The sequence below is a fragment of the Dactylosporangium sp. NPDC051087 genome (genome assembly GCF_055586325.1).
This window is the reverse complement of the sequence record NZ_JBVJIJ010000044.1, coordinates 1-23,564: the sequence shown is the minus strand read 5'-3', so window position 1 is coordinate 23,564 and position 23,564 is coordinate 1. Positions and strand designations below refer to the sequence as shown.

Annotated in this window: 19 protein-coding genes and 3 pseudogenes; 14 read left to right on the top strand and 8 right to left on the bottom strand. The window is 74.1% G+C overall.

Annotated features, from left to right (window positions below; translation table 11 throughout):
- Positions 1-154: 154 nt before the first annotated feature.
- Entirely contained in the window at positions 155-1,393 is a 1,239-nt protein-coding gene (locus ACZ6TV_RS49690; protein ID WP_465307715.1) for an MFS transporter, read from the bottom strand.
- 71 nt (positions 1,394-1,464) lie between these two features.
- Between ACZ6TV_RS49690 and ACZ6TV_RS49685 the strand changes: the two genes are divergently transcribed.
- Complete coding sequence (locus ACZ6TV_RS49685) at positions 1,465-2,412, top strand: GlxA family transcriptional regulator (protein ID WP_465307713.1); 948 nt, start codon at positions 1,465-1,467, stop codon at positions 2,410-2,412.
- Here ACZ6TV_RS49685 and ACZ6TV_RS49680 read toward each other — a convergent pair.
- From ACZ6TV_RS49680 to ACZ6TV_RS49670, 3 genes are all read right to left on the bottom strand, one after another.
- A complete protein-coding gene (locus tag ACZ6TV_RS49680) occupies positions 2,405-3,094 on the bottom strand; it encodes a nucleotidyltransferase domain-containing protein (protein WP_465307711.1) in 690 nt (229 codons plus the stop codon). The two genes, ACZ6TV_RS49685 and ACZ6TV_RS49680, sit on opposite strands and share 8 nt — an antisense overlap.
- A 113-nt stretch (positions 3,095-3,207) precedes the next feature.
- Positions 3,208-3,744, bottom strand: coding sequence for a hypothetical protein (locus tag ACZ6TV_RS49675; RefSeq protein ID WP_465307709.1), 537 nt, complete (start codon positions 3,742-3,744; stop codon positions 3,208-3,210).
- Positions 3,745-3,748: 4 nt separating this feature from the next.
- On the bottom strand, positions 3,749-4,552 hold the full coding sequence (locus ACZ6TV_RS49670) for an ATP-grasp domain-containing protein (RefSeq protein WP_465307707.1): 804 nt from the start codon (positions 4,550-4,552) through the stop codon (positions 3,749-3,751).
- A gap of 196 nt (positions 4,553-4,748) precedes the next feature.
- Here ACZ6TV_RS49670 and ACZ6TV_RS49665 point away from each other — a divergent pair, with 196 nt between their 5' ends.
- Positions 4,749-6,509, top strand: coding sequence for a VanW family protein (locus ACZ6TV_RS49665; RefSeq protein ID WP_465307705.1), 1,761 nt, complete (start codon positions 4,749-4,751; stop codon positions 6,507-6,509).
- Between the two features lie 4 nt (positions 6,510-6,513).
- On the opposite strand, the gene ACZ6TV_RS49660 is transcribed toward ACZ6TV_RS49665, so the two are convergent.
- Positions 6,514-7,362: a patatin-like phospholipase family protein gene (locus tag ACZ6TV_RS49660; RefSeq protein ID WP_465307703.1), complete on the bottom strand. Its 849-nt coding sequence runs from the start codon at positions 7,360-7,362 to the stop codon at positions 6,514-6,516.
- A 59-nt stretch (positions 7,363-7,421) separates the two neighbouring features.
- On the opposite strand from ACZ6TV_RS49660, the gene ACZ6TV_RS49655 reads away from it, so the two are divergent.
- Positions 7,422-8,339 carry a ribonuclease Z gene (locus ACZ6TV_RS49655; RefSeq protein WP_465307701.1) on the top strand — a complete coding sequence of 306 codons (918 nt, stop codon included), beginning with the start codon at positions 7,422-7,424 and terminating at the stop codon, positions 8,337-8,339.
- A gap of 21 nt (positions 8,340-8,360) precedes the next feature.
- Here the strand turns inward: ACZ6TV_RS49655 and ACZ6TV_RS49650 are convergent, their stop codons facing one another.
- Entirely contained in the window at positions 8,361-8,654 is a 294-nt protein-coding gene (locus ACZ6TV_RS49650; RefSeq protein WP_327011695.1) for a DUF4193 domain-containing protein, read from the bottom strand.
- Between the two features lie 147 nt (positions 8,655-8,801).
- A complete protein-coding gene (locus ACZ6TV_RS49645; RefSeq protein WP_465307699.1) occupies positions 8,802-9,719 on the bottom strand; it encodes an NAD(P)/FAD-dependent oxidoreductase in 918 nt (305 codons plus the stop codon).
- 18 nt (positions 9,720-9,737) lie between these two features.
- Between ACZ6TV_RS49645 and ACZ6TV_RS49640 the strand changes: the two genes are divergently transcribed.
- The 10 genes and pseudogenes from ACZ6TV_RS49640 to ACZ6TV_RS49595 all read left to right on the top strand — a co-directional run bounded on the left by ACZ6TV_RS49640 (position 9,738) and on the right by ACZ6TV_RS49595 (position 21,941).
- A complete protein-coding gene (locus ACZ6TV_RS49640) occupies positions 9,738-12,152 on the top strand; it encodes a GcvT family protein (RefSeq protein WP_465307697.1) in 2,415 nt (804 codons plus the stop codon).
- A gap of 178 nt (positions 12,153-12,330) precedes the next feature.
- Complete coding sequence (locus tag ACZ6TV_RS49635) at positions 12,331-13,557, top strand: VMAP-C domain-containing protein (RefSeq protein ID WP_465307695.1); 1,227 nt, start codon at positions 12,331-12,333, stop codon at positions 13,555-13,557.
- Positions 13,554-14,555: an AAA family ATPase gene (locus ACZ6TV_RS49630; RefSeq protein ID WP_465307693.1), complete on the top strand. Its 1,002-nt coding sequence runs from the start codon at positions 13,554-13,556 to the stop codon at positions 14,553-14,555. Before ACZ6TV_RS49635 ends, ACZ6TV_RS49630 begins: the two co-directional genes overlap by 4 nt.
- Positions 14,552-15,778: pseudogene (locus ACZ6TV_RS49625) on the top strand (SAV_2336 N-terminal domain-related protein); the annotation flags it as partial. The gene ACZ6TV_RS49630 and the pseudogene ACZ6TV_RS49625, both read left to right, overlap by 4 nt.
- 171 nt (positions 15,779-15,949) lie before the next feature.
- Positions 15,950-16,306: pseudogene (locus ACZ6TV_RS49620) on the top strand (alpha/beta fold hydrolase); the annotation flags it as partial.
- Positions 16,307-16,871: 565 nt separating this feature from the next.
- On the top strand, positions 16,872-17,405 hold the full coding sequence (locus ACZ6TV_RS49615) for a snapalysin family zinc-dependent metalloprotease (protein WP_465307691.1): 534 nt from the start codon (positions 16,872-16,874) through the stop codon (positions 17,403-17,405).
- A 65-nt stretch (positions 17,406-17,470) separates the two neighbouring features.
- The gene (locus ACZ6TV_RS49610; protein ID WP_465307689.1) at positions 17,471-18,136 is read left to right on the top strand and encodes a GNAT family N-acetyltransferase; all 666 of its coding nucleotides are present in this window, start codon (positions 17,471-17,473) and stop codon (positions 18,134-18,136) included.
- A gap of 86 nt (positions 18,137-18,222) precedes the next feature.
- On the top strand, positions 18,223-19,452 hold the full coding sequence (locus ACZ6TV_RS49605) for an EAL and HDOD domain-containing protein (RefSeq protein WP_465307687.1): 1,230 nt from the start codon (positions 18,223-18,225) through the stop codon (positions 19,450-19,452).
- A 47-nt stretch (positions 19,453-19,499) separates the two neighbouring features.
- Positions 19,500-20,720: an EAL and HDOD domain-containing protein gene (locus ACZ6TV_RS49600; RefSeq protein WP_465307685.1), complete on the top strand. Its 1,221-nt coding sequence runs from the start codon at positions 19,500-19,502 to the stop codon at positions 20,718-20,720.
- Positions 20,721-20,771: 51 nt separating this feature from the next.
- On the top strand, positions 20,772-21,941 hold the full coding sequence (locus tag ACZ6TV_RS49595; RefSeq protein ID WP_465307683.1) for an ArsB/NhaD family transporter: 1,170 nt from the start codon (positions 20,772-20,774) through the stop codon (positions 21,939-21,941).
- A gap of 1 nt (position 21,942) precedes the next feature.
- Here ACZ6TV_RS49595 and ACZ6TV_RS49590 read toward each other — a convergent pair whose 3' ends face one another.
- Positions 21,943-22,167 carry a hypothetical protein gene (locus tag ACZ6TV_RS49590; protein ID WP_465307681.1) on the bottom strand — a complete coding sequence of 75 codons (225 nt, stop codon included), beginning with the start codon at positions 22,165-22,167 and terminating at the stop codon, positions 21,943-21,945.
- A gap of 145 nt (positions 22,168-22,312) precedes the next feature.
- Here ACZ6TV_RS49590 and ACZ6TV_RS49585 point away from each other — a divergent pair.
- A pseudogene (locus tag ACZ6TV_RS49585) lies at positions 22,313-23,179 on the top strand (phosphatase PAP2 family protein); the annotation flags it as partial.
- Positions 23,180-23,564: the final 385 nt, after the last annotated feature.

Sequence of the window (23,564 nt, the reverse complement as noted above, 5' to 3'; positions counted from 1 at the left end):
GGACGCTGCTTCCAGAGGCTCACGACCTGGCGTGGTGTGGCTACCCGCTACGACAAGGACCCGGACAGCTATCAGGCCGGACTCCACCTCCGAGGCTCGATCATGTGGCTGAAACTCCTTACCTCAACCACATGATCCGAACCCCGAACAGCTCCTAGGGCTGGGTGGGGGCGCGGCGTAGGCGGCGGACCGGGGGGATGAGCAGGACGGCGGCGCAGACGGCGATCGTGACGGCGGTGGACAGGAGTAGCAGGTCGCGGGGGGCGACGGCGGAGGCGGCCGGTCCGACCAGGGCCTGGCCGACGGCGACGCCCGAGACGGAGCCGGCGACCTCGTAGGCGGTGACCCGGTTCAGGACATCGGGGGCCACCAGGGTCTGCACGCTGGTGGACCACATCACGGACCAGAAGGCCCAGGAGAAGCCGCCGAGGATGTGGCCCGCGACGAGGACGGGGAGGGGTGGCTCCAGGGCCACCGACAGCGGGACGGCGGCGAAGCCGATCAGGGCGACCCCGCCCGCGGCCAGGGGGTGGGCGGGGCGGAAGCGGATGGCGACGAGCCCGCCGAGGACGGTGCCGCAGCCGAGGCCCGCCATCGTCCAGCCGTACGCGGCGTCGCCGAGGCGTTCGCCGATCAGGCGGGAGCCGAGCGGGATGTACGGGCCGAAGACGAACAGGCCGAAGAACACCCAGACGAGGATCACCGACCACATCCAGCTGCGGGAGCGGAACTCGGTCCAGCCGCGCCGCAGGTCGGCCAGGACGCCGGAGGCGGCGCGCGGCACGGCGGGGGACCGGGCGATCAGGGTCAGGCACACACCGCTGAGCAGGAAGGTGGCGGCGTCGACCGCGTAGACGGCGCCCGCACCGGTCAGTGTCATCAGCACGCCCGCGAGGACGGGGCCGCCGAGCTGCGTTGCCGCGTCGGCGATCTTGAGGGTGCCGTTGGCGCGTTGCGGGTCCTTCGCGACGAGCGGGACCATGCCGTTGACGCCCGGCTGGAACATCGCCGCCGCCACTCCGGCGAGTGCCGACGCCGCGAGGAGCAGCCACAGCGGTGGGGTACCGGCGAAGAACGCGACGGCGACCGCGGCCTGGGTGGCGGTCCGCACCACGTCGGCGCCGATCATCATGGTCCGGGCGCCGACCCGGTCGGAGAAGACGCCGCCGAACACCACGAACAGCACGAACGGGGCGGTCCAGACGGCAAGAACGTACCCAACCCCGGACACCCCGTAGATCGCGCCGACGGCGAGCGCGGCGGCGACCGGCATCATCGCGTCGCCCAGCAGCGACACCACCCTGGCCGCGAAGTAGAACGTGAAATCCCTGGTCCACAGCCGTGGTGCGGGACCGGTCACCGGCGCGCGGGTGATGACCGCGGTACTGTCCATGATCGCAATTCTGGCCGGGGCCGGGTCCCCGCACAGGCGCCGGTGGCGACATCATTGGGTACATTCGTGCCATGGTCGAAAGGCTCAACCGCGTCGTCGCCCTCCTCGGACCGGACCAGGAGATGTATCCGGTGACGTGCGCGTCCGCGGTGTTCGGCGACCACGGCCCCGACATCCCGCGGCACTACGACTTCCGGCTCTGCGCCGAGCGGCCCGGCCCGATCCGCACCACGATGGGCGTCGACGTCGTCGTGCCCGCCGGGCTGGAGGCCCTGGCCGACGCCGACACGGTCCTCGTCGCCGGGTGGTGTCCCGGCCCGGACCTGTCCGAGGAACTCGCCGGCGCGGTCCTCGCCGCGCACACCCGCGGCGCCCGGATCGTCGCGATCTGCTCCGGCATCCACGTCCCGGCCCGCCTGGGCCTGCTCGACGGGCGGACCGCCGCCGCGCACTGGGAGGCGACGGGCGAGCTGAGCCGGCACTACCCGAAGGTCCGTGCCGACGCCACCGTCCTCTACGTCGACCACGGCGACGTCGCCACCGCCGGCGCCACCGCGACGACCGTCGACCTGTGCCTCAACCAGGTCCGCCGCGAGCACGGCGCGGCGCTCGCCATGCGCATCGGCCGGCAGTTCGCCGCGGCCCCGCAGCGGGAGGGTCACCAGCGGCAGTTCCCGGCGTTGCCGACGACCGGGCCGGTCCCCGACTCCCTGGCGCCGCTGCTGGACTGGATCGCCGCCAACCTCGACCGGCCGCTGACCCTGCCGGATCTGGCGGCGCGGTCGGGGCTGTCGCCGAGGACCCTCAACCGGCACTTCCACGAGCAGCTCGGCATCTCACCCGGCCGGTGGCTGCTCGACCGGCGGATCGCCAGCACCCGTGCCCTGCTGGAGGAGACCGACCTGCCGGTGGAGACGATCGCGGCCCGCGTCGGCCTGTCCTCCGCCGTCAATCTCCGCCGCCGCTTCCGGGCCGCCCTGGACACCACCCCGGCCGCCTACCGCAAAGTGTTCAGGTAGGCAGGAACGCGGCGCGGACGCGCAGCAGCCAGTCCTCGGCGGCCCGCTCGTCCGGCTCGGCGGGCAGCACGCCCGGTGTCGCGTCGAACTTCGCCTCGTAGCCGGCCAGCATCGTGCGGGCCGACTCGATGTCGCCGCCGGCGACCCGCTCGCCGAAGTCGAGGAAGCGCCGCGGGTCGTCGAGCCTGATGACGATCTCGCCGGTGGTGTAGGCGGTGTAGCCCTGCCAGCACAGCCGCAGCAGGTGCCGGGCGTGCTTGGCGGTGCGGTGCCGGGTCTCGGAGGAGAACGAGCCGTCGCCGCGCGACTCCAGCTTCCGGAACTGCTGCGTGGCGTAGCCGAGGTAGGCGTCCCGGATCCGCTTCGCCGACAGGAACGAGGCGCGGATCGCGATGAGCTCGTCGCCCAGCGGCGTGCGCGTCTCGTACAGCTCCGGCGGCAGCCACATGAGCTCCGACACCGTCGGGTTCCCGCCGAGGGCCAGCGACGCGTACTTGCGCGCCTCGTGGAACGTCACGTCGGGGTGCGAGGTGACCCGCGACTCGACCGGCTGCCGCAGCCCGTGGAACGCGACCGTCGGCGCCGCGAACACGCCGAGCCGGTCGATGTCGGACCCGGGCCCGGCCAGGCCGTAGGCGGTCGACCCGACGATCCCGGCGAGCAGCACGTTGTCCGGTGTCATACGTCCTCACTTCGTTCCGGGCGCATGACCCAGCACTGATGTCCTGATGACCGGCCCGAGCCGCTTCGCTGGCCGGTCATGCCTCCCAGTGTCCCGGACCTGTCATCCGGGTTTCACAGCTCCTCCGCGCGCAGCAGCGCCCGCACGCCGAGCAGGTCCCGCAGCGCCGGGTCGTCCATGTCGTCGACGACGCAGGCGGTGCCGAGGAACTCCGCCCCGGCCTCGAGGACCATCTCGCGGGTCGCCAGGGCCTGCACCCCCTGCTCGACCCAGTCGTCGACGCACAGCACCCGGTCGCCGGGCCTGACCAGGCCGCGCCGGAAGCTCATGGTCCCGCCGCCGCCATGGTACGAGCCGGGCAGCGCCCGCCGGAGATAGGCGGGGTCGGTGCCGGACGCGACGCGGTCGTTCTTGCGCACCTCCACGAGCCCCACCCCGAGGTGCGCGGCCACGAGCGCCCCGACGAGGCTGCCCCGCGACACCGGCCCGGCGACCAGCGTCGGCGTCCCCGGCACCAGCGCGGCCAGAGCCACCGGCAGGTCCCGCAGCACGACGGGGTCGCGCCACCACTCGGTCACGTCCGCGTAGGAGACGTGCGGCCCGCCCCGCCAGTGGAACCCGACCTTCAGCCGCCCCGCGAGATCGACCACCGGGTCAGGCGCCGAGGGCGGGGGCGGGCTGCCAGCGCCAGCGCGGCGCGCAGTCGGGGTCGTTGGCGGCCAGTACGGCGCGCAGGACGCCGTCGGGGTCGCAGCTGTACAGCCCGGAGCTCCACACGTTGTTGACCTCGAGGACCGCGAACTCGCCGGACTCGGTGCGGCCGACGTCGATGACCGCGGTCGGCGGGACGTCGTCGTCGGGCAGGGCGGCGAGCATCAGGGAGACGAACGTGGCCGCCTCGTCGTGCCAGGACGCGCGGTGGTGGCGCAGCGTCGGGCTCCACTCCTCGCCCTCCACGACATACGGCGACCAGGCGACCGGCTCCCGGCCGATGGTGAACACGCGGTACTCCGAGGCGAGGTCCAGCCAGTGGTCCATGATGATCAGCGTGCTGTCGGCCGGCAGCCGGGCGGTGCGCAGCCGGTTGCGCAGATCGTCGGCGTTGCGGACCCACGCGGCGGAGAACGCCGGGTGCTTCTCGTCGGCGAGCTTCGCCACCGCCGGGCGCGGGCCGACCAGGTCGGGGGCCTCGCCGACGCTGACCAGGCTGATGTCGCGGCCGGTGACGTCGCGGGGGAGACCGGCGAACCAGCTCGGGTTGGCGCCGGAGAGCCGGATGTCGACACCGCCGGCGATGAGCGTGGTCAGGTAGCCGCCGGCCGCGCGCCAGGCGACGCCGTCGGCGGAGCGCAGGCCGGTGACCTCGGCCGGGTCGCCCGGGAGCTGGGCGACGGGCAGGTCGAGGCGGCGGGCGGCATGGGCCAGTGCGGCACTCGCCTCGGGCGAGCGCACGCGCATGGCCAACATCCTGAACTGCCGCACCCGTACATCCTGCCAGCGAGGGCCATCAGTGTCGCTTCCGGTGGCCAGGGAAGGGGCCCGCCGGGCCGAGAACGGCATAACCGCAGTACGCGGCGCCATCGCAGTGACACGTTGGGGGACATCGGGGCCGATCGAGCCAGACAGAAAGAACAAATCGGGCATTGTTGGTCGTATGGCAACGGACCTGCTGTCCCGGCTGCGCCGGCTGGCTCCCAACCCGCCGCAGGAGCGCCGCGTCGTGCCGCCGATCGTGCGGCGCGCGAGGGCCCGCCGGCGGCGCCGGCTCACCGCGACCCTGACGCTGCTGGTCGTGGTCCCGGTGGTGACCGCGGTCAGCACCTACGCCAAGGACGTCGACCGGGGCGTGCACGTCCTCGGCGTCGACCTCGGCGGGCACTCCCGCGGCGAGGCCGTGCGGCTGCTGCGCGACACCCTCCGCGAGCGCGTCGCCGCCGCGGTCCCGGTCCGCGTCGGCATCGCCGCCGCCACCGTCGACCCGGGCTCGGTCGGCCTGGTGCTCGACGTCGAGGAGACCGTCGCGCGCGCCGTCGCCGCGACGCCCGGGCCGTTCGCGTGGCTGCACGGCGGGATCAGCGTCGAGCCGGTCGTCCGCGCCGACGCCAACCGCCTGTACGAGGCGCTGATGACGCACCTCGGCACGCAGGGCGACGCGCCGGTGCTGCCCGCGGTCCGATTCGACAAGCAGCGCCCCCTGGCGGTGTACCCGGTCAGCGGCCGCGGCATCGACCGGCACCGGGTCGCCGCGGTCATGGAGGCGGGCTGGCTGCGCAAGGCCACCGTCGAGTTCCCGGTCGTGGACCTCGTGCCGCGCAGCACGAAGGCCGACGTCGACCGGCTCGTCGCCGAGCTCGCGACGCCCGCCGTCGCCGCGCCCCTCGTCGTCGTCACGCCCCGCGGCGAGGTCACGGTCCCGGCGACGGCGATCGCGGCGGCGCTGAAGCTGGAGTCCGACGCCGACGGCCTCGTCCAGCCGTCCCTGGACGTCGCCGCGCTCCGCAAGGCCGTGCCGGCGTTCGCGAAGACGGAGGTCGCCGCGACCGACGCGACGTTCGCCGTCGAGCGCGGCCGCCCCGTCGTCCGGCCGCAGGTCGACGGCCAGCAGGCCGACCTCGCCGGCGCCACCCCGGCGATCCTGGCGGCGCTGCGCACGTCGGCGACGCCGCGCCGGGTCGAGGTCGGGCTCGCCGCCAAGCCGGCCGCGGTGTCCGCGACGCAGCTGGGCGGCCTCGGCGTGAAGGAGCAGCTGTCGTCCTTCACCACGAAGTTCGTCGCCGGGCAGCCCCGGGTCGTCAACATCCGCACGATGGCGGAGGCGCTGCGCGGCGCCGTCGTCCTGCCGGAGCAGACGTTCTCCCTCAACGGCCACGTCGGCCAGCGCACCCACGCCAAGGGCTACGTGGACGCGCCCGGCATCGAGGACGGCAAGATCAAGAACTCGCCGGGCGGCGGCGTGTCCCAGGTCGCGACGACCCTGTTCAACGCCGTCTTCTACGCCGGCCTGCAGGACGTCGAGCACCGCCCGCACAGCTACTGGTTCGACCGCTACCCCTCGGTGATCGAGGCGACCGTGGTCTACCCGTCGCTGGACCTGCGCTTCCGCAACGACTCGCCGACCGGGGTGCTCATCGACACCGCCACCACCGACACGTCGATCACCGTCACCCTGTACGGCACGAAACGCTACGACATCGCCCTGGAGTACGGGCCGCGGACGAAGACGGTCCAGCCGACGACGACGTACCTGCGCGAACCCGACTGCAACCCGACCGACGGGCTGCCCGGTTTCACCCAGGAGGCCTTCCGGGTCTTCAAGCAGGACGGCAAGGAGATCCGCCGGGAACGCTTCTCCTGGCGCTACGACCCGGAGCCCCGCTTCGTCTGCGGCGCCGCGCCGACCGCCCCGGCCGGCTGACGGGTCAGGGCGCCAGGACGGCGGCGACCGCTTCCAGCGCGGCCGCGGACTGGCGGCGGCCGGTCTCGGCGGCGGGGGCCCGGCGGGCCGGGTCCAGGACGTTGCGGCCGATCGCGGTCCTCGCCTCGGCGTCGGGCGAGACGACGGCCGAGCGGACGCCCGCGCCGAGCGCGGCGAGCTCGGTGGCGACCCGGCCGGAGCGGCGCAGCGAGGTCGTCGTCGGGGCGAGGACGATCACCCGGCCGTAGCCCCCGGCGAGGTGGGCGTTGGCGGCGGAGCGGGAGCCGCCGTCCATGTACCGGCGGCCGTCGATGGCGACGGTCGGCCAGACGATCGGCACGGCGCAGCTGGCGGTGACGGCGGAGACCAGGTCGACGCCGCTGTCGCGGTCGAAGGCGACCTCCTCGCCGGACTCGGCGTCCACGGCGGTGATCAGCAGGCGGGGCGCGGCCGGCCAGTCGTGGCTGGGGAGGCGCCCGGCGATGACGTCGCGGCGGGCCTGCTCGGGGACGGTGTCGGCGGTCAGCGCGGCGTGCCCGAGCTTGCGCAGCGCCTGCCGGTCGTCGCCGGGGCGCAGGCCGGCCGCCGCGTACCGGAGCATCGTCGCGACCCCGAACTTCGAGGCGATCTCACCCGTGGCGGGTGCGAGCTGGCGCTCGTACAGCTGCGGCAACGGCATGCCGCTGGTGATCTGCGCGGCGACGACGGACCCCGCGGAGGTCCCGACGACCAGGGTCGCGCGGGTGAGGTCGACCCCGGCCTCGGCCAGGCCGGTGAGTATGCCGATCTCCCAGGCGACGCCGGTGATGCCGCCGCCACCGAGCACGAGCGCAAATGAGGAGTCATCGACCATGGCGTAACTGTAAGGTCGCCGGAAAGGTTCGAGTGTTCTGACGGCCTTGCCGCAGAGGAGTGCAGGTGCGGGAGCTCGTGGTGCTGGGCACCAGTAGCCAGGTGCCGACGAAGGCCAGGAACCACAACGGGTATTTCCTGCGCTGGGACGACGAGGGCATCCTCTTCGACCCGGGGGACGGCACCCAGCGGCAGATGTCGCACGCGGGGGTGTCGGCGACCGACATCACGCGGATCTGTGTCACGCACTTCCACGGCGACCACTGCCTGGGCCTGCCGGGGGTCATCCAGCGGATCTCCCTGGACAGCGCGCCGCACCGGGTGGCCGCGCACTACCCGGCGAGCGGGCAGGAGTTCTTCGACCGGCTGCGCCACGCGTCCGTTTTCTACGACGTCGCGGACATCGACCCCGTGCCGGTCGGCAACGACGGAGTTGTAGCCGAAAGTCCGAAATGGTCCCTCGAGGCCCGCCGGCTCGACCACGGCATCGACACGTACGGCTACCGGCTGAACGAAGCCGACGGCCGGCGGATGCTCCCGGAGAAGCTCGAGCAGCACGGCGTGCGGGGTGCCGCGGTCGGCGCACTGCAGCGGGACGGCACCGTCACGGTCGACGGCCGGGCGGTGACCGTCGAGGAGGTCAGCGTGCCGCGTCCCGGCCAGCGCTTCGCGTTCGTGATGGACACGCGGCTGTGCGACGGCGTGTACGCCCTGGCCGACGGCGCCGACCTGCTCGTGATCGAGTCCACCTACCTGGACGCCGACGCCGGTCTGGCCGCGGCGCACGGGCACCTGACGGCTGGTCAGGCGGCCCGGGTCGCGGCCGAGTGCGGGGTGCGCACCCTCGTGCTCACCCATTTCTCACAGCGTTACGACGACCCGACGCGCTTCGCCGGGGAGGCGGCGGACGCGTTCGGCGGTGAGGTCGTGGTGGCGGAGGACCTGACCCGTGTCCGGGTGCCGGCCCGCCGCCCCTGAAGCGTCAGGGACCCCACCCGGTCAGTCGCACTCGCGGCAGACCGGAGCGCCGTTCTTCTCGCGGGAGAGCTGACTGCGGTGGTGCACGAGGAAGCAGCTGGAGCAGCGGAACTCGTCCAGCCGCATCGGGACCACCGGAACGGTGAGCTCCTCGTCGGGCAGCTCCGCCCCGGGCAGCTCGAAGCCCGCCTCGCTGTCGTCGACGTCCACGGACGGCGACTGGGCGTTGGCCCGCCTGGCGGTGAGCTCCTCGAGGCTGTCCTCGGCGAGGTCGGTGCCGACGGGGTGGCGTGGCGCGTCGTAGTCGGTGCTGATGGCCATGGCGTTCACCCTCTCTTGGTGACTGTGGTTGTGTAACGAACGCCGCCGGCCTCGGATGTGTTCCCCGACCGACATGAATGAATAACACGGGGACCGAATCGGTCCACTGTGGACATATCAACAGCGTTGGCGCCCACGAGGCTACCTCGCCCGGCTGGCCGTTCGTGGAGTTTTCGGATTCTGGTAATCGAGCATTGCGCGAGCAACCGAACGGCCGGACAGCCACGCCGCCTCGACCCTGGGCCGCCCGAATCCGTCGCCCGCCAGATACACGCCCTCCACCTGCGCAAACGCGGAATCGGAGGGCCGGGAGGGGCGGGCGTGCGGCCAGCGCCTCGCCGCCACGGCGACCGGGGCGCGGGGCAGGTCCAGCAGTTCCCTCACGGCGGCCTCAACGTCGCCGGCGGCCGATTCGATGGCGAACCCGGGTGTGGTGTGCGCCACCAGCACCGGGGCGCCGTCGCCGCGCCGCGACCCGTCGTCGCACAGCGTGGTGAGCACCGGGTGACCGTTGACGAACGCGCCGGTCAGCGGCTTCCAGTCCCGGCGGTCGTAGCGCAGCGCGACGGCCAGGGACGGCTGCCAGTCCTGGGCGGCGGCGAGCCCGGCCGCGGCGGGCAGCAGCTCGGCCGCCTGCGGGGCCGGCATCGCCAGGACGACCGGGCCATCGAAAACTGTCAGGTCTTTGACAGCTGCCCCACAGGTGACGTCGAGCCCCGCCGCGAGTCGCGCCGCCAGCGAGGCGAGCCCGCCGGGCGCGGCCCACCGCACCGGCTGCGTCCGTCCGGCCGGAGCGGGCCCGTACACCTGGAAGTCCCCGGGCCAGGGGCGGGCCAGGCCGGCGGCGTGCCACCCGTCGACGACGGCCGAGAACCCGGGGTCCGACGCGGTGAGGTAGGCGGCGCCGAGGTCGACGGGGCGTCCGTCGACGACGTCGCCGCCGAGCCGGCCACCGGGCGCCGCGGCCCGCTCCAGGACCCGCACCGCGACGCCGGCGTCGTGCAGCGCCCGGGCGCAGGCCAGCCCGGCGATGCCCGCCCCGATCACGACGACCGTCATGGCGAATAGTCTCTCAGGATGCAGCTTCCACAGCGGGCCCGAGTCGTCGTGATCGGCGGTGGGGTGATCGGCACGTCGGTCGCCTACCACCTGGCGAAGCAGGGCGTCACCGACGTGCTGCTGCTGGAGCGGGACCGGCTGACCGCCGGCACCACCTGGCACGCGGCCGGGCTGATGGTGACGTTCGGGTCGCTGTCGGAGACGTCGACGCGGATGCGGCAGTACACCCGCGACCTGTACGCGTCCCTGGAGGCGGAGACGGGCCTGTCCACCGGCCTGCGGCAGTGCGGGTTCATCGAGCTCGCCGCCGACCTGGGCCGCCTGGAGGAGTACCGGCGGGTCGCCGCGTTCAACCGGCACCTCGGCGTCGACGTCCACGAGATCTCCCCGAAGGAGGTCCTCGACCTGTTCCCACTGGCACGGGTCGACGACGTCCTCGCGGGCTTCTACGTCGCCGAGGACGGCCGCGCCAACCCGGTCGACGTCACCATGTCCCTGGCCAAGGGCGCCCGGCAGCGCGGCGCCCGGATCCTCGAGCAGGTCCCGGTCACCGGCGTGCTGAAGCGGCGCGGCGCGGTGACCGGGGTGCGCACGCCGTACGGCGACGTCGAGGCCGAGGTCGTGGTCAACTGTGCCGGCATGTGGGCCCGGCAGCTCGGCGAGGCGGCCGGGGTGAGCGTCCCCCTCCAGGCCGCCGAGCACTACTACCTGATCACCGAGCCGATCGACGGCGTCCACGCCGGGCTGCCCGTGCTGGAGGACCCCGGCGCCTACGGGTACTTCCGCGAGGAGGGCGGCGGGCTCATGATCGGCCTCTTCGAGGGGCAGGCGGCGCCGTGGAGCGTCGAGCGGGTGCCGGACGACTTCTCGTTCGGCACGCTGCCGCCGGACTGGGACCGGATGGCGCCCTACCTGGAGGCGGCGATGGACCGTATCCCGGTCACCGCGACCGCCGGCGTCCGCACGTTCTTCTGCGGCCCGGAGAGCTTCACCCCCGACCTGGCGCCGATCTTCGGCGAGTCGCCGGAGCTGCGGGGCTACTTCGTCGCCGCCGGGCTCAACTCGATCGGCATCCTCACCGGCGGCGGGATCGGCCGGGCCCTCGCGCACTGGATCGCCACCGGCGAGCCCGACGTCGACGTGACCGGCATGCACATCGACCGGCTGCAGCCCTACCAGCGCAACCTGCGGTACCGCTCGGAGCGCACCGTCGAGGCGCTCGGCATGGTCTACCAGACCCACTACCCGAACAAGGCGATGCGCTCGGCCCGCGGCGCCCGCCGGTCCCCGCTGCACGACCGCCTGGCGCGGCACGACCCGTACCTGCGTGACGTCTCCGGCTGGGAGATGCCCGACGTGTACGGGGTGACCGGCGAGCCCGAGCCGTCGTGGGCCCGGCCGGAATGGTTCCCGCAGTGGGCGGCCGAGCACCGCGCGGTCCGCGAGGGGGTCGCGGTCATGGACATGTCGTTCATGGCGAAGTTCCTCGTGCAGGGCCCCGACGCCGGCACCGTCCTGGAGCGGCTGTCGGCGAACCGGGTCACCGGCAGCGGCCTCGTCACCTACACGCAGTGGCTCAACGAGGGCGGCACCATCGAGGCCGACCTGACCGTCACCGAGCTGGACGAGGACCGGTTCTGGGTCGTCGCGTCCGACACCGCGCACCGACACGTCCTGGCCCGCCTGCGGCGGCACACCGAGGGGCACGGCGCCGCCGTCACGGACGTCACCTCCGGGTGGGCCCAGCTCAACGTCCAGGGCCCGCTGTCCCGCGAGCTGCTGCAGGCCGTGAGCGACACCGACGTGACGATGCCGTTCCGCGGCGCGCGGGAGATCGAGATCGGCTACGCCCGCGTGCTGTGCCTGCGCATCACCTACGTCGGCGAGCTCGGCTACGAGCTCTACATCCCCACCGAGCAGGCGGTCCACGTGTACGACCGGCTCGTGGCGGCGGGCGGGGTCACGCACGCCGGCCTCAAGGCCCTCGCCAGCCTGCGCCTGGAGAAGGCGTACCGCGACTACGGCCACGACATCGACAACACCGACGACCCGCTGTCGGCCGGCCTCGGGTTCGCGGTCGCGTTCGACAAGCCGTCGTTCATCGGCCGCGACGCGGTCCTGAAGCTGCGCGACGCGGGACCCCCGACCCGGCGCCTGGCGCAGATCCTGGTGACCGACCCCGCGGCGCTGCTCTTCCACGGCGAGGTCGTCCGCCGCGACGGCCGCGACGTCGGCTACGTCCGCGCCGCGTCCTACGGCCACACCCTCGGCGGCGCCGTCGGCCTCGCGTTCCTCGACGCGGGCGGCGACGTCCTCGACCAGGCATGGCTGGACGGCGGCGCGCTGACGGTGGTGGTCGCGGATCGTGAGTATCCGATCCGTGCGTCGCTGCGGCCGATGTACGACCCGACGAGCGCCAGGGTCCGCGTCTGACAGGCACCCGCCGTCACGATCGGTATTTGTGGTCTTGCTCTCAGTCGTGTCGGGCCGCGACGGGCGGCCCAGGGTCACACGGCTGGTAGGGCCGGCCCCGGCCGGCGGGGCGCCCCCCGGCAGCGGGGACGCCCTCGCGAGGGTTGGTCACATGATCCGGCTGTGATACTTGTGGTCGATGCGTGACGAGCCGGTGACCGGGGCGCCCGACGCCCGCGGCGTGCAGCTCGGCCACCACAACGTCCAGGTGAACCAGTTCCTCGGGCATGACCTGGACGCGCTGCGGCTCGCGCTGGACGAGGGCGCATACGCCGAGCTGACCGACCTGGTGAGCGCGCTGCCGGCGATCGACGACGTCGCGGCGGTGTTCCGGCAGGCCACCGGGGGAGTGCCGCTCGACGTCGACGGCCCGCCGACCCCGCAACGCTGCCTCGACCTGCTCCGCGGCCGCTTCGACCCCTACCCGATGTTCGCGTTCGCCGAGCATCTCGCCGCCGCGTGCCAGGACCCGATGCGCCGACAGTTGCGCGCCTGGGTCGACGAGCACGCCGGCGAGATCCACGACCCCGGCCGCAGGCGCCAGCTCGCCGGGTTGCGCGCCCGGCTGGACCGGACCGGTGCGGCGCCCGGGGGGCAGCAGACCGTCGTGGTGCGGCTCGACGACGACCTGCTGGAGGCCGACCGGTACATCGTGACCGTGCTCGCGGGTGACGCCGCCGAGGGTCTGGCGCAGCTGCCCGTGCCCGAGCGGTCCCTCCGGCTCCACGCGGTCCAGGAGGTGGTGTCCGAGCTGGTGGCGAGGCATGTCCCGGCGCCCGCCGGGCGGGCCGCCCCGGCGATGGTCGTCTTCGTGGTGCCGGACCGCCTGCTCGCCGAGCCGTTCGACCGGTGGCCGGTCGGCCGCGACGACCCCGCCGTCCCGATCGGGGTCGCCTGCGTCGTGGTGGTGCGGCCCGTCCCGCCCACCTCACCGGGCCCGCCGGACACCGTCCCCGCGTGGCGGGACACGCTCGGCCCGGCGGCCGGCGCCGATGCCGTCACCTGGGTCGACGACTTCGCCGAGCTCGGTCCCGGGCGGCACGGCTGCCTCGCGGTCATCGGGGACCGGCTCGCCGGCCGGCCGGAGGACATCGCCGCCCTGCTGGCCAAGTCCGGCTGCCGTATCGCGATCTGGCACCGCGGCGAGCGCATCGACCGCCGGACCGGGCTCCGGCACGTCCTGGGCAACCGGCCGCTGTCCGAGCTGCCGCGGGCGGTGCGCGGCCAGCGGGCGCAGGCGGCGGAGCCGGACGCGGGCGACGACCATCCGGGTCACGGCATCGTCCTGCTCTGGGACGACCCCGAGGCGCCGGCGGTCGTGCGGCAGCCGTTGCGGGCGCCCTGGCAGTATCGGGAGGAACGATGACCTGGGAGATCTTCAGTGGCAGCGGCCTGCCGCACGACGGGATCGACCGGCTGCCCCCGCCGCCGAACTGGCGGAACTTCGAGCCCACGGGCGACGACGACACGGACCCGGCGTCCCGGCGCAGGCTCGGCCCGTCCGGCTCCGGCCGCGTCTACGCGGCCAAGGACCTGGCGATCATCAACGCCGCGCTCCACCTGCGGCGGCCGCTGCTGGTCACCGGCAGCCCCGGCGTCGGCAAGTCCGCCCTCGCGGACGTCATCGCCCGCGAGCTGAAGCTGGGCACGGTGCTGCGCTGGCGGGTCACCAGCCGGACCGCGGTCACCGACGGGCTCTACCAGTACGACGCGATCGGCCGGCTGCACGACGAGACCCTCGGCCGGATCCGCTCGACGCGGACCGGGAGCAGGACCGGCGCGACGGACATCGGGCGGTACATCCGGCTCGGTCCGGTCGGGACCGCGCTGGTGCCCGGCGCCCGGCCCCGCGTCCTGCTCGTCGACGAGCTCGACAAGAGCGACTTCGACCTGCCCAACGACCTGCTGCACGTGTTCGAGGACGGCGAGTTCGAGATCCCGGAGCTCAGCCGGATCCGCGGGCCGGAGGGGACCGTCGAGGTCAGCACCGCCGACGGTGGCACCGCCGAGGTGACGCACGGCCTGGTGCGCTGCGCGGCCTTCCCGATCATCGTCCTGACCAGCAACGGTGAGCGGGAGTTCCCGGCCGCCTTCCTGCGCCGCTGCGTGCGGCTCGACCTCACCGCGCCGCGGCCCAACGAGCTGATGCAGATGGTCGCCGCCCACTTCGACGACACCGCACCGCAGCAGACGCAGGCGCTCATCGCCGAGTTCACCCGCCGGTCCGCGGCTGGTGACCTGGCCGGCGACCAGCTGCTCAGCCTCGTCTACCTGGCGGTGCAGCGCGCGGACGAGTCGCCGCACACCTGGCCGGCGGTGATCGCCGCGGTACTGCGAAGCCTGACCGAGCACGGTGAGCGGTGAGCCGCCGACCGCGGGACGACGTCACCGCGACCGAGATCGCCGACCTGCTCTGGCTCAGCGGATTCGTGCGCGCCGACGGCCCGCGGGCCGGCCCGGTCGCGGCCCGGGGGTCCGCCGGGCCGCAGGACCCGGCCGGCGCCGGGGCGGCGCCCGGCGGCGCGCCGCCGCAGGACCCGTCGACCACGGTCTACCAGCCCGGCGCCCCGCAGGTCGAGACCGTGGATCTCGTCCGTGAGCTTTCCGTGCCCCCGCTGCGCCTGGCGTCGGCGTTGTCCCGGTCGTTGCGGCCGCTGCGGCACGGACCGTGGAACGGGCCGGCCGGCGGTCGCCCGCCGCGCCTCGACGAGGCCGCGACCGCGCACCGGTCGGCGACGGCGCGCCACCCGGTCCCGGTGTGGCAGCGGGCCGGGGGACACCGGCTCGATCTCGCCCTGGCGATCGACGCCGCGATGACGGTGCCGGTCTGGCTGCCGACCCTGCGAGCGCTGCGCGGCCTGCTCGAACGCTCCGGCGCGTTCCGGCGGGTGGACGTCGTCTCGACCGGTACCGAACGGCTGGCGCCGGTCCGGCACGGCGCCGTCCTGGTCTTCACGGACGGCACCGCCGACGAGTGGCGCGACGGGTCCGCCGTGGCGCGGCTGCGCCGGTGGGCGGCGCACCGCAGCGTCGCGCTGGTGAACCCGCTGCCACCGGCGCGGTGGCCCGACACCGGCCTGCCGGCGGTCCGGGGCCGGGTCCTGGCGCCGGCGCCGGGCTCGCCGAACCGCGACTGGCACGTCGCCGAGCGGTCCGGCCCGCTGCCGCTGCCCGTGCTGCACCTCTCGCCGCCGTACTTCGGCCGATGGGCCCAGCTCGTCGCCGGCGACGGACTGTGGCACGACCTGCCGCTGCTCGCACCGGCCGGCCCGCTCCCGCCCCGGACGCCGGCGTCCGCACTGGAGCGCGTCCGGGCGTTCCGCGCCACGGCCTCACCGACGGCCTTCGAGCTCGCGTGCCGGCTGTCCGCGGTGCCGTTGTCGACGCCGCTGATGCGGCTCGTCCAGCGCAGCCAGCTTCCCGGCTCGACCGCCGCCCACCTGGCCGAGGTCGTCCTCGGCGGGCTGCTGCACCAGGTCGGCGAGCCGGGTGCCGAGGCGACCTACGACTTCCTGCACGGCGTCCGGGCGGTCCTGCAGCGGCAGCTGACCCGCGACCAGGTCCTCGAGATCATCAGCCTGACCAGCTCCCACCTCGCGCGGCCCGGGACGGGCCCGTTCCGGCTGTCGGCGCCGGCCGGTGACGGCGCGCCGGTCCCCGGCACCGTCCCGCTCGCCCGGATCACCCACGACCTCCTGCGTGCCATGGGCGGCCCCGACCTGGCCGATCCACCTCGGCCGGAGCCGCCGGTGGATGCCATGTGGGCGGTGTCGCCCGCGGGCCGCAGACTCGCCTACGCCGTCAGCGGGGAACCGGGCGGATTTCCGGTCTTCCTGATGCACCCGACGCCGGGCTCCCGGCTCGGGCCCAGGCCGCGACCGATCGTGCTCTACCGCCTCGGCGTGCGGCTCATCACCTACGACCGTCCCGGATACGGCGACTCGGACCGGCAGGCGGGCCGCCGGGTCGCGGACTCGTCCCGTGATGTGGAGACGATCGCCGACGAACTCGCGCTCGACCGCTTCGCGGTGCTCGGGATCTCGGCCGGCGCGCCGCATGCGCTGGCCGTCGCGGCGCGGCTCCCGGAGCGGGTCGCTCGGGCCGCGGTGCTGGTGAGCCGGCAACGGGCCGCGTTCGACCGGGATCCATCGCCGGCGCTGGACGCGGCATCGCATCGGCTGCTCGAAGCGCTGAAGGCGGCGGCGTCGGCCGGTGACCTGGCGACGTTCCAGAAGCTCGTCGCCGCGCTGCCCACCTCGGTCCTGCCCGGCCGGGGCGCGGCGGCACATGCCGCGCACCCCCTCGCGCTCCTGGACGGGATCCGGCGTTCCCCGTACGGATGGTTCGACGACCTCGCGGCGCTGCGGCAGGACTGGCACATCGACCTCGAGAGCATCCGGGTGCCGGTGTACCTGCGCAGCGACGACGAGCGCCTGGACGACTGGGTGCGCCAGCTGAGCCGCATCATCCCCCAGGCGCAGCCGCGGCCGGCATCCGGGAACGCACACTTCGGCGCGATGGACGAGGTGCCGGATGCGCTCGCCTGGCTGGCCGGCGGGCCGTTCGACGCGGTCAGCGCGGTGCGCGCCGGTTGACCGCCGCCGGGCACACGCGACGGTGGCCGGTATGAGCCGACTGGTATATATCGACGAACGGCGATGAAGCGCTAGCCTCTGGTCCATGGTCAGACGCAGATTCGCCACCGTGCTGCTCGCCATCGCGGCGCTGGTCGGCGTGCAGTTGGTCGGCGCGGTGCCCGCGCACGCGGCCACCCGTACCCTCTACTACGACGCGAGCCAGGCACAGGAGTTCGTGGCCGTGGTCAACCAGGCGGCCACCGTCTGGAACGGCAAGGTCAGCAACGTCAAGCTGGTGCCCGTCACCGCCGGCCGGACACCCAACATCCGGGTCTACGCCGACAACGGCTGGCCCAGAACGTATTCGACGAGCCTTGGAAACGGTCGCTGGTACATGGGACGCGAGGCCGTCGTCGACGGCTACTACCCGCTGCGGATCGCGACCCACGAGTTCGGCCACATCCTGGGCCTGCCGGACCGCCGGACCGGGCTGTGCTCCGACCTGATGTCGGGCAGCAGCGCGCCGGTGTCCTGCACGAACGCCAACCCGAGCTCGGCCGAGGCGGCGCAGGTCCAGCGCAACTTCGCCTCCGGGGTCGCCGCGGTGCCGCAGGGCGAGGTGCTCACCGTCGGCTGACGGGACCGTACACGGAAGATCGAGAGCCTAGGATGTGGCTCTCGGTCTTTCCCGTGGAGGCGCCGGTGCTGACGAGGTTCCTGCAGGTCTGGCTCGGTGCCTGGCCGCCGCCGTCGGATCAGGGGATCACCGTCGTCGGGCACCCGGCCCGCGACAAGCCCCGCTGGGACGGCGCCGAGCAGCTCGCCCTCGGGGTCACCGACGCGGACGGCCGCGGCGTGCTGTCGGTGCCGCCCGCGCACCGCGACGCGGTCGCCGAGCTGGTCGCCGGCGCGTCGCCCGAGCAGTGGGCGGCGCGGCTGCCGCGGCTGCTGGGGCGCCCGGAGCAGGTGTGCTTCACCGGGGTGTTCCGCTGGTCGCAGACCCCGGCGGCGCTGCCGGCGGCGGGGGAGTGGGAGCCGTCCGACGCCCCCGGCATCCCCGACTGGCTGCGCCCCTTCCCGGGTGAGGTGCTCGTCGCCCGCGACCCGGACGGCGCCTACCTGGCCGGTGTCGGGCTGAAGCCGCACGACGTCTCCGGTGTGGAGATCTCCGTCGGCACCGACGAACGCGCCCGCGGACAGGGCCTGGCCCGGCGGCTGGTGGCGCGGGCCGCCCGGCGCATCGTGGACGGTGGCGCCGTCGCCGTCTACCTGCACGACCCGGCCAACACCGCCAGCGCGCACGTGGCCGACGCGGCGGGCTTCCCCGACCACGGCTGGAAGATCCACGCGATGGCCGGCGCCGCCTGAGGCGCGGCCTGGCACCCGCCCGGGCCGGGGGAACATTTCCGCGGCAAAGGGGTCAGTGTCGCGCCGCCGGAGTCGATGTGTGCGGTATGTTCCCCCCTTCCGGCGCAGTGCACGTCGGACGTCAGCCGATCTTCGACCGGCACGGCGACGTCCACGGCTACGAGTTGCTCTTCCGAGGCGACGCCGGGGCGGTGGAGGCCGACGAACGCGGCGCGTATGCCACCAGCCGCGTGCTCATCACCGCCTTCACCGAGATCGGGATCGAGGCCCTCTGCGGGCGCGGGCTGTGCTTCGTCAACCTGACCCGCGAGTTCCTCGTCGGCGACCTGCCGCTGCCGTTCGACCACGAGCAGGTCGTCCTGGAGATCCTCGAGACCGTCACGATCGACGACGCCGTCGTCGCCGCCGTGGAGAGGCTCGTCGGGCAGGGGTACCGCATCGCCCTGGACGACTACGTGTTCGGCCTCGGCCACGAGCCGCTGCTCGAACTCGCCGCCTACGTGAAGATCGACGTGCTGGAGACGCCGCAGGACGACCTCGTCGCCACCGTCGAACGCTGCCGCAAGTACCCCGGCCTCACCCTCGTCGCGGAACGGCTGGAGACGCCCGAGCAGCTGGAGCACACCAGGGCGCTCGGGTTCGACCTCTTCCAGGGGTACGTGCTGGGCCGCCCCCAGGTCGTGTCCACCGCCGCCCTGTCGCCGTCCCGGCTGGCCCGGGTCGAGCTGCTCAGCCTCCTCGTCGGCCCGAGCATCCCGCTCAACCGGGTCGTCGGCCTGGTCACCAGCGACCCGGCGCTCAGCCTGCGGCTCATGGCGGCCGCGAACGCCGACGCGCTCGGCCTGCCCGTGAAGGTGTCGTCCGTCCACGAGGCGGTGCTGCTGCTCGGCGTCGACCGGCTCCGCGACTGGGCCACCCTGATGCTGGTCAGCGACCTCGACGACCCCGGCGCGTCGCAGCTGTCCGGCGCGATCACCCGGGCCCGCATGTGCCAGAACATCGCCGAGCGGATGGGCGTGCCGCCGGAGCCCGCCTTCACCGTCGGTCTCGTCTCCGCCGTCGCGGAACTGCTCGGCCAGGGCGCGGCCGAGCTCGCGACCCGCCTGTCGCTCAGCCACGAGGTCACCGGGGCGCTCGTCGAGGGCGCCGGGCCGCTCGGCGAGCTGCTGTCGCTCGTCGCCGCGTACGAGGCGTCCGACCTGCCCATGCTGCTCGCCGCGCCGCTTCCCGTGGAGGAGACGGCCCGGGCGTATCTCGACGCCGTGGCGTACACCGGCCACATCATCCCGCCGAGGGCCCGCCCCGCGACGCCGTGAGCGCCGCAAAACGCGCAACCGGACGCCCGGGCTGCCGATAGGTGGCCGTGGACAGCACGCGACCCGTACACATCGGCCGGCAGGCGCTCTACGACAAGCACGGCCACGTCGCCGCCTACGAGCTGCTGTTCCGCGACGGCCCGGAGGCGATGCACGCCACCGTCCGGGACAGCGCCGCGACCAGCAGGGTCATCGTGGAGGCGTTCACCGCGTTCGGCATCGCCGAGCTCGTCGGCGACCGCCGCTGCTTCATCAACCTGACCCGCGAGTTCATCGTGGGGGAGCTGCCGCTGCCGTTCCCGCCCGGCTCGGTGGGGCTGGAGCTGATGGCGGACGTCGCCGTCGACGACGAGGTCCTCGACGGCGTCGGGCGGCTCGTCGAGCAGGGCCACCGCATCGCCGTCGACGACTTCGCCGGCGACACGTCCAGGGCCCGGCTGCTGCCGTACGCCCACTACGTGAAGGTCAACATGCTGGCCGGTGACCGGGCGGCGATCAACGCCGTGGCCGGGCAGTGCCGCCGCTACCCGAGGATCCGGCTCGTCGCCCAGCGCGTCGAGACGCAGGAACTGCTGGAGATGGCCCGCAAGCTGCAGTTCCAGCTGTTCCAGGGGCACGTGCTCAGCCGGCCGCACCTCATCACCACGCACACGCTGAGCCCGTCGCGGCTGGCCCGCATGCGGCTGCTCGCCGAGCTCGCCGCCGACGAGGTCGACCTGGACCGGGCCGTCGACACCATCGAACGCGACCCGGCGCTCGCCGTCCGCGTCCTGCGCGGCGTCAACGCCGCCTCCCACGGCCTGTCGCAGCCGGTCTCCTCGATCTTCCAGGCCGTGGTGCTGCTCGGCATCCCGCAGGTGCGGCAGTGGGCGACGCTGATGATGGTCGCGGACCTCGCCGACGGCGACGAGGCGCAGCTCACCGACGCGGTCGTGCGGGCCCGCATGTGCCAGACCGTCGCGGAGCGGCGCGGCGCCGAGGGCCCGGCGGCGTTCACCGTCGGGCTGCTGTCGGCGCTCGGCGACCTGCTCGGCCGGCCCGCCAGCGAGCTCACCGACCAGCTCCCGCTGACCGAGGACGTCACCGAGGCCGTCGTGCACGGGCGGGGTGAGCTCGGCGCCGTGCTGACGGAGGTCCGCACGTACCAGCGGGACGCGCCGGCCGCCGTCGTCCCGGACCTCGCGGACCACCTGCTGGCCGCGCTGCGCTGGACGAACGCGTCGCTCACCGAACCGGACACCGAGGATTCGGGCGCGCGGCGCGCCTGACCCGCCGCCCTGCCGTGCGGGCCGTCTTGCGCGGTGCGAAGATCGTCCGCGATGAGGCGTCTGCATGTGCTCGACTGGGTCGGCATCGGGTTGTTCGCCGCCGGGGTCGCCGCCGTCGCGGCCGGGCTGCTGCCGGTCGGCGAGGCGGAGGCGACCGTCCGGCGGATCGCGCCGCTGCTGGCGTTCCTCGGCGCCGTCATCGTCCTCGCGGAACTGACCGCTCAGGCCGAGGTCTTCGACGTCCTCGCCGACCGGCTCGCCACGATCGCCCGCGGGCGGACCGTGGCCCTCTTCGCGGTGTGCGTGGGCTTCGCGGCGCTCACGACCGTCACGCTCAACCTCGACACGACCGCGGTGCTGCTCACCCCCGTGATGCTGGCCCTGGCCCGGCGCCTCGGCCTGCCCCCGCTGCCCCTGGCGGTGACGACCGTGTGGCTGGCGAACACGGCGAGCCTGCTGCTGCCCGTCTCCAACCTGACGAACCTCCTCGCCGCGGGACACGTCGGCCTGGGGCCCGTCGGGTTCGCCGGGCGGATGTGGCTGCCGCAACTGGCCGCGATCGGGGTCACCGCCGTCGCGTTGTGGCTGGCGTACTGGCGCGGCACCGCCCGCCGGTTCACCCCGCCGCCGGCGCACCGCCCCCGCGACCTCCTGCTCTTCCGGGTCGCCCTCGGCGCGTGCCTGGTGTTCGTGGCGGGCGTGCTGCTGGAGGTGCCGCTGTGGCTGGCGTCCGGCGCCGCCGCGCTCGTCGTCGTCGGGGCGTTCGCGTGGCGGGACCGGGCGGCGCTGCGCCCCGGGCTGCTGCCGTGGCGGCTGCTGGTCTTCGTGACCGGGATGTTCCTCGTCGTGGAGACCCTCGGCGCGCACGGGCTGGACCGCTTCGCCGCCACGCTCATCGGCCCCGGCGGCGGCGCGGTGGGCGCCTTCCGGGCCGCCGCGACCGGGATGGGCCTGGCGAACCTGGTCAACAACCTTCCGGCGTACATCGCCGGCGAGGGCGGCATCGGCCCCGGTCACCGCACCCAGCTGCTCGCCCTGCTCATCGGCGTCAACGTCGGTCCTCTCGCGGCCCCGTGGGCGTCGCTGGCCACCCTGCTGTGGTGGGAGCGCTGCCGGGCCGCCGCCGTGCCGGTGCCGCCGGTGCGCTTCCTGCTCAGCGGCGCCGCGGTCGCCGTCGCCGGCACCGCCCTCGCCACGGCCGCCCTCCTGCTGGGCGCCTGAGTCAGGGCCGCACGGAGGCGCGGGGCACGCCGAGGTAGACGGTCCGGCCCGGGTGGTCGATGCGCTGGACGGCATCGACCGGGAGGGTCACCGGCTGACCCGTCGCGGCCCTCACGACGAGACGGCCACTGTCGTACGTGCCGCGGTCGATCGTGCCGACCGGGCCGTCGACGGCCTGGACCGTGTAACCGACGAGCACACCCGCCGGACGCACCCTGGTGATCATCCCGCCTCCTTCTCCTGGCACGGCCTTCTCAGGCACGGCAACGACACAGCAACGACCGTCTACCCCGTTCGGTGCGGGTCCACGCATACCGGTCACCTGGCCGGTACGCGTTTGGTTCCGCCGCGGATCGGCTATGTTGCTCGCCATGCGTGGATGGCCGTTCGGGCTGCTGGTGTGGCTGCTGATCCTCGGAGCCGCGGAGGCCTACGGCGCCACCCGGATCTGGCAGTACTTCGTGCAGACCGAGCACGGCCAGCTGCTGGACTACGTCGCCATCACCGGCAACAGCATCGGCCGGGCGCGGGTCGAGACGATCGTCGACCGGGTCCTCAACGGCATCTCGGTGCTGTCGCTGACCGTCGCGACGGGGGTCGTGGGGTTCATCGCCCTCATCCGCCGCCGGGTCGCCCTCGCCGTCGGCGCGATCCTGCTCATCGGCGGCGCCAACGTGACGACCCAGCTCTTCAAGGCCCTCATCGACCGCCCTGACCTCGGCGTCGACCTGGAACGCGCCGGCGTCGGCAACAGCCTCCCCAGCGGCCACACCACGATCGCCGCCTCGGTCGCCGTCGCGTTCGTCCTGGTCCTGCCGGCGAAGGTCCGCGCGACCGGCGCGATCGTCGCCGCGGCCTTCGCCGCCCTCGCCGGTGTCGCCACCCTCTCCGCCGGCTGGCACCGCCCCAGCGACGCCGTCGCCGCCCTGCTCATCGTCGGCGCCTGGGCCGCCGCGGCGAGCGTCTTCATCATCCTCGTGCAGCGCCGGCACGGCGGCGTCGAGTACGGGCCGCCCAGCACGTACGCCACCGTCTTCCTCACCCTCATCGCCCTGGGCCTGCTCGCCGGCGCCGCTCTCGCCCTCTACCTGACCAGCCAGGCCCTCGACGTCGCGGTCGACGACCTGAGCCGCCGCCGGCTCTTCGCCGCGTACGCGGGCGGCGCCCTCGGCATCGCCGGCACCGCGGGCCTGGTCGTCGCCGCGGTCCTCGCCACCGCCCACCGGGTCGTCCCCCAGACCGTCCCGTCCTTCGACGACGACGAGGACGACACCGGCCAGGTGCCCCTCGTGCCCCTCGCGCCCGCCGGCATGGCGGCCGCACCGCTCCCGGCCGGTGCCCCGTCCGCTGTCCCGCCGTCGCCGACCGGTGAGCAGGTCACCGTCGACCTGACCGCCGAGGAGCTGGCCACCCACCGCCTCACCGCGCAGCCGCCGACCGGTGAGCAGGCCACCGTCCGCCTGTCCGCCGACGAGCTGGCGGCGCGCCCCCTCACCGCGCCGCCGGACGACCCGACCGTCAAGCTCCCCGGCTAAGGCGTGTTTGGTAAGGCGGGTCAGAGCCATTCGTTGATTGCGGCGATGGTGACGGTGGCCTGGTAGCGCACCGCCAACTTGTCGTAGC

Excerpts from the sequence above, each read along its gene's own strand:
- ACZ6TV_RS49690 (WP_465307715.1), bottom strand. The coding sequence starts at position 1,393 with ATGGACAGTACCGCGGTCATCACCCGCGCGCCGGTGACCGGTCCCGCA.
- ACZ6TV_RS49685 (WP_465307713.1), top strand. The coding sequence starts at position 1,465 with ATGGTCGAAAGGCTCAACCGCGTCGTCGCCCTCCTCGGACCGGACCAG.
- ACZ6TV_RS49680 (WP_465307711.1), bottom strand. The coding sequence starts at position 3,094 with ATGACACCGGACAACGTGCTGCTCGCCGGGATCGTCGGGTCGACCGCC.
- ACZ6TV_RS49670 (WP_465307707.1), bottom strand. The coding sequence starts at position 4,552 with ATGCGCGTGCGCTCGCCCGAGGCGAGTGCCGCACTGGCCCATGCCGCC.
- ACZ6TV_RS49665 (WP_465307705.1), top strand. The coding sequence starts at position 4,749 with ATGGCAACGGACCTGCTGTCCCGGCTGCGCCGGCTGGCTCCCAACCCG.
- ACZ6TV_RS49660 (WP_465307703.1), bottom strand. The coding sequence starts at position 7,362 with ATGGTCGATGACTCCTCATTTGCGCTCGTGCTCGGTGGCGGCGGCATC.
- ACZ6TV_RS49645 (WP_465307699.1), bottom strand. The coding sequence starts at position 9,719 with ATGACGGTCGTCGTGATCGGGGCGGGCATCGCCGGGCTGGCCTGCGCC.
- ACZ6TV_RS49640 (WP_465307697.1), top strand. The coding sequence starts at position 9,738 with ATGCAGCTTCCACAGCGGGCCCGAGTCGTCGTGATCGGCGGTGGGGTG.
- ACZ6TV_RS49635 (WP_465307695.1), top strand. The coding sequence starts at position 12,331 with ATGCGTGACGAGCCGGTGACCGGGGCGCCCGACGCCCGCGGCGTGCAG.
- ACZ6TV_RS49630 (WP_465307693.1), top strand. The coding sequence starts at position 13,554 with ATGACCTGGGAGATCTTCAGTGGCAGCGGCCTGCCGCACGACGGGATC.
- ACZ6TV_RS49615 (WP_465307691.1), top strand. The coding sequence starts at position 16,872 with ATGGTCAGACGCAGATTCGCCACCGTGCTGCTCGCCATCGCGGCGCTG.
- ACZ6TV_RS49605 (WP_465307687.1), top strand. The coding sequence starts at position 18,223 with ATGTTCCCCCCTTCCGGCGCAGTGCACGTCGGACGTCAGCCGATCTTC.
- ACZ6TV_RS49595 (WP_465307683.1), top strand. The coding sequence starts at position 20,772 with ATGAGGCGTCTGCATGTGCTCGACTGGGTCGGCATCGGGTTGTTCGCC.
- ACZ6TV_RS49590 (WP_465307681.1), bottom strand. The coding sequence starts at position 22,167 with ATGATCACCAGGGTGCGTCCGGCGGGTGTGCTCGTCGGTTACACGGTC.